The organism is Jiangella asiatica (genome assembly GCF_004349065.1).
Taxonomy (GTDB): domain Bacteria; phylum Actinomycetota; class Actinomycetes; order Jiangellales; family Jiangellaceae; genus Jiangella; species Jiangella asiatica.
In genome coordinates, this window is the sequence record NZ_SMKZ01000106.1 from 1 (window position 1) to 6,183 (window position 6,183).

Annotated in this window: 8 protein-coding genes; 2 read left to right on the forward strand and 6 right to left on the reverse strand. The window is 72.9% G+C overall.

Going from position 1 to position 6,183, the window contains the following annotated elements:
• Nucleotides 1-21: 21 nt before the first annotated feature.
• Nucleotides 22-378 (reverse strand): winged helix-turn-helix transcriptional regulator, encoded by a 357-nt coding sequence (locus E1269_RS31770; RefSeq protein ID WP_131902225.1) that lies wholly within the window; start codon nucleotides 376-378, stop codon nucleotides 22-24.
• Nucleotides 379-465: 87 nt separating this feature from the next.
• Here E1269_RS31770 and E1269_RS31775 point away from each other — a divergent pair, with 87 nt between their 5' ends.
• Nucleotides 466-1,566 (forward strand): NAD(P)/FAD-dependent oxidoreductase, encoded by a 1,101-nt coding sequence (locus E1269_RS31775; protein ID WP_203434290.1) that lies wholly within the window; start codon nucleotides 466-468, stop codon nucleotides 1,564-1,566.
• 167 nt (nucleotides 1,567-1,733) lie between these two features.
• A complete protein-coding gene (locus tag E1269_RS34530; RefSeq protein WP_203434291.1) occupies nucleotides 1,734-1,859 on the forward strand; it encodes a type II toxin-antitoxin system RelE family toxin in 126 nt (41 codons plus the stop codon).
• Here the strand turns inward: E1269_RS34530 and E1269_RS31785 are convergent.
• From E1269_RS31785 to E1269_RS31805, 5 genes are all read right to left on the reverse strand, one after another.
• Nucleotides 1,829-2,284, reverse strand: coding sequence for a GNAT family N-acetyltransferase (locus tag E1269_RS31785; protein WP_239001099.1), 456 nt, complete (start codon nucleotides 2,282-2,284; stop codon nucleotides 1,829-1,831). The genes E1269_RS34530 and E1269_RS31785 overlap by 31 nt on opposite strands.
• Before the next feature lie 412 nt (nucleotides 2,285-2,696).
• The gene (locus tag E1269_RS34535; protein ID WP_131902231.1) at nucleotides 2,697-4,373 is read right to left on the reverse strand and encodes an ABC-F family ATP-binding cassette domain-containing protein; all 1,677 of its coding nucleotides are present in this window, start codon (nucleotides 4,371-4,373) and stop codon (nucleotides 2,697-2,699) included.
• 62 nt (nucleotides 4,374-4,435) lie between these two features.
• The gene (locus E1269_RS31795) at nucleotides 4,436-4,855 is read right to left on the reverse strand and encodes a response regulator (protein WP_131902233.1); all 420 of its coding nucleotides are present in this window, start codon (nucleotides 4,853-4,855) and stop codon (nucleotides 4,436-4,438) included.
• A gap of 85 nt (nucleotides 4,856-4,940) precedes the next feature.
• On the reverse strand, nucleotides 4,941-5,642 hold the full coding sequence (locus tag E1269_RS31800; protein WP_239001097.1) for a response regulator transcription factor: 702 nt from the start codon (nucleotides 5,640-5,642) through the stop codon (nucleotides 4,941-4,943).
• 29 nt (nucleotides 5,643-5,671) lie between these two features.
• Nucleotides 5,672-6,183, reverse strand: a 512-nt coding sequence (locus E1269_RS31805) for a sensor histidine kinase (protein ID WP_239001098.1), incomplete at its 5' end; no start/stop codon positions are given.

The window sequence follows — 6,183 nt, forward strand, 5'->3', positions numbered from 1 at the left end:
GCCCCAACCCCTCCCCTGACGTCAGTCGGGCGGTAGGTCGAGGTGTTCCACGGCCCACGCGGAGATCTGGTCCAGCGCGGGCATGAGTGCCTCGCCGTGGTCGGTGAGCTCGTACGTGACGGAGACCGGCGGCCCTTCCTCGACACGGCGGCGGACGAGCCGGGCCTGCGTCAGCTTCGCCAGCCGGTCGGACAGAACGGAGTCGCTGAGGCCGTCGATGGCGCGGGACAGCTCGCGGAAACCGGCCGGTCCGGCGCGGAGGCTGCCGAGGACCAGCGCGCTCCACCGCTGGCCCAGGATGGTGAATGCCAAGGTGAGCGCCGCGTCGCCGCGGTCGCATTCCTCCTTGTCGGCATGGCTGCGGACGCTCGCGCTCATACGGGGAATACTAGCGTGAACGATGTTGCTTCGATTTTCGAAGTTGCTACGAATCCCCTCGTAGCTTCGACCATCGAAGGAGACACCGTGCCCGAGAACAGCGGAGCCCGCCCCAGCGTCGTCGTCGTGGGCGGCGGGTTCGCCGGCATCACCGTGGCGAAGGCACTCGACGACCTCGCCGACGTGACACTCGTCGACCCGTCCGACACGTTCCTGCACAACCTGGCGTCGTGGCGGGCGCTGGTCGACCCGGCGTGGCTGGAGCGCATCTTCTTCCCGTACGAGCGGCTGCTCGCCAACGGGCGGTTCCTGCGCGATCACGCCGTCGCCGTCGACGGCCACCGGGTCGCGCTCGCGTCCGGACTTGAGCTGTCGCCGGACTACCTGATCCTCGCGACGGGTTCGTCGTACCCGTTCCCCGCCAAGACCGACGAGACGGACGCGGCACGGGCACGAAAGCGGTTCCTCCGGGCCCACCACGACCTGCGCGGCGCCCGGCACGCGCTCGTGGTCGGCGCCGGCCCGGCCGGGCTGGAGCTGGCCGGCGAGATCAAGACGTTCTACCCGGAGAAGCAGGTGACTCTCGCCGACCTGAGTGACGACATCCTCCCCGGCCCCTACGACCAGGAGCTGCGCGAGGAGCTGCGCCGGCAGTTGGACAAGCTCGGCGTCGAGCTCGTGCTCGGCAGCCCGCTGCGGGCGCTGCCGGACACCCCGGCGGCCACCGCGGGCCGCGTCGCCGTCACCACCGCGGCCGGCGAGGACATCGACGCCGACATCTGGTTCCGCGCCTTCGGGGTGACCCCGGCCACCGGTTACGTCAGCGGCTCGCTCGCCGCCGCCCGCGACGAGCACGGATACCTGCGGGTGGACGGCCAACTGCGGGTGAGCGGGCACGAGGGCGTCTTCGCCATCGGCGACATCTCCGACGCCGACCGCAACATGGCCGGGACCGCCCGCCTGCAGGCCGAGCTGCTGGCGGCGAACCTGCGCGCCGAGCTCACCGGCGACGGCGGGCCTGTCGGGTACGAGAAGCTGCCGCCGGTCATCGCCATCCCGCTCGGCCCCGAGGGCGGCGCCGGACTCCTCCCCGGCGTCGACGGCGTCGCCGGCCCCGACCTGATCGCCGAGGTCAAGGGCCGTGCCATGATGGTGGAGACCTTCCAGGACCTGTTCGACGCCCGCTGACCTCACGGGATCGCACGGCGCTCGCCTGGATCGGATCGGTCCGGGCGACGCCGACAGGTTCGAATCATGACCGATGCCGACTACAACAAGGACCATGACATCCGCGGCGACCCCGGTGCTTCGGGCCGCTGGCCGGGTGTCACGGCGCCCGGCGAGGCACCTATCGGGTGATCTATCGCATCGACGAGAACGCTCGCACGATCCACGTCCTCGATGTGGATCACCGCCGACGTCCACCGGTCGAACCGCTGAGATCCCTTGATCATGCGGAAGTCGGCGCCGTGAACGCGTAGGCCGTGACGTCGGCGACGGGCCGGTAGCCGATGGCGGCGTAGATGCGGTTGGACGTCGGGTTGGCGAGGTCGGTGTACAGCATGCAGCGGCTGGCCCCGGCGTCGAGGGCCGCTTGGCTGACCCTGGAGACCAGCGCCGACGCGTAGCCGCGGCCACGGTGGTCCGGCGGCGTGTAGACCGGCCCGATCCGGACCACCCCGGCGATGACGGGCGACGTGCCGACGTAGGAGACCGGCCCGGCGTCGTCCCACAGGTGGACGCGGCCTTGGGTCAGCCGCTGCTCGACGATGGCGACGACGGACGGGCGCGGTTGAGCCGGCACCCCGGTCTCGGCCGTGAACGCCTCGATCCAGGCGACCAGCAGGTCGAGGTCGTTCGAGGTGCCCGGCCGCACGAGACCCGGGGCGCCGCCCGCCGACGACACGGACTGCAACTCATGGATCCGCTGGTTGCCGGCGACGACAGCGCCGCGGCCGGTGCGCTCGGACAGGCCCGGGCGAACGCCGCAGCGTGGTCGGCGACGCCGACCACGCCCAGGTCGTCGGAGACGGCCGCCTCCGCCAGGGCGTCGAGGAGAGCCCCGGCCAGCACCTCGGCGACGTCCGGCGGTGCCAGCACATAGACGCGGTGCGGGGGCGTCCGCATAACGACTCCGACGACCTCGTCACCGGCGTCGCGCGCGACCACGTACGTCCCGCTGCCGACCTGGCCGCGCCGGTCCGCCGTCGCCGACAGGATCACCGAGCTCAGCACCGGCTCGCGTGCCAGCCAGCCCCGGGCCCACGCCGAGAACTCGTCCGGGTCGGACGTCACCCGAGTCGGCCCCGGCGGCGCCGTCAACGGACCCGGGCGACACGGCGCTCGTCCCACACCGGCTGCGGCGACTCGTAGACCGCGCCGCTGGCGCCGAAGACGAGGTACCGGTCGAAGTCGCGGGCGAACCACCGGTCATGGGTGACGGCGAGCACCGTGCCGTCGAACACGGCCAGGCCGTCCTGCAGCGCCTCGGCGGACACGAGGTCGAGGTTGTCGGTGGGCTCGTCGAGCAGCAGCAGCGTGGCGCCGGACAGCTCCAGCAGCAGGATCTGCAGCCGCGCCTGCTGCCCGCCGGACAGCGACTCGAACACCTGGTCGGCGGCGTGCGCCAGCTCGTAGCGGTCCAGCGCGCGGCTGGCCTCCTCGCGCGGCATGCCGGCCCGCTGGCCGTCGCCGCGATGCAGGATCTCCAGCAGTGTGCGCCCGACGAGCTCCGGGTGGTCGTGGGTCTGGGCGAACCAGCCGGGACGGACCCGGGCGCCCAGGCGCGCGACGCCGGTGTGCGCGACCGGCGCGATGGTGATGTCGTCGACCGGACGGTGTTCGGCCTCGGGATCGGTGCCGCCGGCGGCCAGGAGCCGCAAGAAGTGCGACTTGCCGGAGCCGTTGGAGCCCAGCACCGCGACCCGCTCGCCGTACCAGACCTCGAGGTCGAACGGCTGCATCAGGCCGGTCAGCTCCAGCGCCTCGCAGATGACGGCCCGCTTGCCGGTGCGCCCGCCGCGCAGGCGCATGCGCAGGTCCTGCTCGCGTGGGATGGCCTCCGGCGGGCCGGCCTCCTCGAAACGGCGCAGCCGGGTCTGTGCCGCCTGGTAGCGGGCGGCCATGTCGGAGTTGTACGCCGCCTTCTGCTTGTACATCTGCACGAGAGCCTTGAGCTTGGCGTGCTCCTCGTCCCAGCGCTTGCGCAGCTCCTCGAGGCGGGCGAACCGCTCGCGCCGGGCCTCGTGGTAGCTGGCGAAGCCGCCGGGGTGCACCCAGGCGGTGTTGCCGGCCGCGCTGAGCTCGACCGTGACGACCCGGGTGGCGGTGCGGGCCAGCAGCTCGCGGTCGTGGCTGACGTACAGCACCGTCTTCGGAGACTCGACCAGCCGGTCCTCGAGCCAGCGCTTGGCCGGCACGTCGAGGAAGTTGTCCGGCTCGTCGAGCAGCAGCACCTCGTCCGGGCCGCGCAACAGCGCCTCCAGCACCAGCCGCTTCTGCTCGCCGCCGGAGAGCGTGGACACCTCGCGCCACCGGCACCGCTCGAACGGCATACCGAGGGCGGCGGTGGTGCACACGTCCCACAACACCTCGGTCTCGTACCCGCCGGCGTCGGCCCACTCGGCCAGCGCGGTGGCGTACGCGAGCTGGGTGGGCTCGTCGTCGCGGTCCATCATGGCCAGCTCTGCGGCGTCGACGGCGGCCGCGGCGGCCCGCACCCGCGGCGGTGCCACCGACAGCAGCAGGTCGCGGACGTCCTGGGCGCCCTCGGCCACGAACTGGCGCATCACGCCGAGCCCGCCGCTGCGGGTGACGGCGCCGCCGTGCGGTGCGATGTCGCCGGCGACGATGCGCAACAGTGTGGTCTTGCCGGAGCCGTTCGCGCCGACCAGGGCGACCTTGGCGCCGTCGCCGACCCGGAAGGACACAGCGTCGAGCAGCACCCTGCCGTCGGGCAGGGTGAACGAGACCGAGTTGAGGTCGACGTGGCCCATGACCTCCAGTCTCGCCGAGCGCCGCACGCCGGTCGAGAGGTTTTCGCGCCGGCTCGCGGCGTTCAGAAGCCCGGCGGCTGCTCGCCGGACATCACCGCCACCAGCACGTCCGGCGTCAGATCCTCCTTGTTGACGTACGCACGCGCTCCGCAGGTTCGGGCGTCGCGCGGCAGGTCGGCGGCCGGATACGTCGACATCAGCACCACCGCGGTGCCGGGGGCGTTCGCCACCAGCCGCCGGGTGGCCTCGATGCCGGACATGCCGGGCAGGTGGATGTCCATGAGCACCAGGTCCGGGCGCAGCGCCGCCGCCTGCTCGAGCGCGTCCTCGCCGCTGGTGGCCTCGCCGACGACCTGGAACCCGGGCGTGGACCCGACGACGAACCGCGCCACCGTCAGGAACGGCTGCTGGTCGTCCACGACCATGACGCCGACGACCACCGGCGGGGCCTGCGCGCGGGGGCTCTGGGCGGAACCGGCCATGACTCCATGATCGCCCACGGCCGGGACCCGGACCATCCTGCCGACACCCCTTCCGGAGGTGATGCTGGCACCCCCGCGACCGGGATCATCCGCGCAGCGCGGACAGGTACATCAGCACGGCCGTGACCCGGCGGTGCACGTCGGGCTCGGAGGACAGCCCCAGCTTGGCGAACAGGGCGTTGATGTGCTTCTCGACCGCCCGCTCGGTGAGGACCAGGCTGGCTGCGACGCCGGCGTTGCTCTTCCCCTGGGCGATCTGCTCCAGCACCTCGCGCTCGCGCCGAGTCAGCCCAGCCAGCGGGTCACCGGGCGGCCGGGCACCCTCGACCAGCACTTCGACCACCTTGGGGTCGACCACGCTGCCGCCGCGGGCGACCTCACGCACCGCCTCGGCCAGCTGGTCGGGCTCGCTGACGCGCTCCTTCAGCAGGTAGGCGCGCCCCTGCGAGCCGCCGGCCAGCAGCTCCAGGGCGTAGGCCGGCGCGGCGTACTGGGACAGCACGACGACGCCGGTGGCCGGCGCGGTGTAGCGGAACTGGCTCGCGGCCCGGATGCCCTCGTCGGTGGAGCTGGGCGGCATCCGGATGTCGGTGACGACGACGTCGGGCTGGTGCCGCTCGACGGCGGTCAGCAGGCTCTCGAGGTCTTCGGCCACCGCCACGACCTCGAAGTCGGGGTAGAGGCCGAGCACGCGGCGCACGCCCTCGCGCACCAGCAGCGCGTCGTCGGCGACCACGACGCGCACCGGGCGGCCCCGGGCGTCGGGCGGAGCCATCGCATCGGCCACGGAGGGAGCGTACCGGGAGATCGCCTCCATCAGGCCCGATCCGGCGCAGACGTCGTCGCGGCGGCCGCGGTCGCGGGCAGCCGGCCGCGCACGACGGTGCCCGCGCCGGGCGAGCTGGTGACGGTCAGCACCCCGCCGAACGCGCCCAGCCGGTCGCGCATGTTCACGAACCCGGTGTTCTCCACGGTGGCCGCGGGGTCGAACCCGGCGCCGTCGTCGCGGACCTCGAACGCCACCCCGTCGTCGGCCCCGTACACCCGGACCACGACGCAGGCGCCGTCGCCGGCGTGCTTCGCGGCGTTCTGGACGGCCTCCAGGCAGCAGAAGTACACGGCCGCTTCGACCTCCGGGCTGGGCCGCACGTGCAGCCCGACCTCCACCGTCGTCGGCACCGCGGCGCGGCCCGCAGCGGTACGCAGCGCCTCGCCCAGGCCGTGCTCGCGCAGCAGCGGCGGATAGATGCCATGCGCCAGATCACGCAGCTCACCCAGCGTCTCCTGCACGTCAGAACGCAACTCGTCCAGCAAAGCACCCACGTCAC

Excerpts from the sequence above, each read along its gene's own strand:
- E1269_RS31770 (WP_131902225.1), bottom strand. The coding sequence starts at position 378 with ATGAGCGCGAGCGTCCGCAGCCATGCCGACAAGGAGGAATGCGACCGC.
- E1269_RS34535 (WP_131902231.1), bottom strand. The coding sequence starts at position 4,373 with ATGGGCCACGTCGACCTCAACTCGGTCTCGTTCACCCTGCCCGACGGC.
- E1269_RS31795 (WP_131902233.1), bottom strand. The coding sequence starts at position 4,855 with ATGGCCGGTTCCGCCCAGAGCCCCCGCGCGCAGGCCCCGCCGGTGGTC.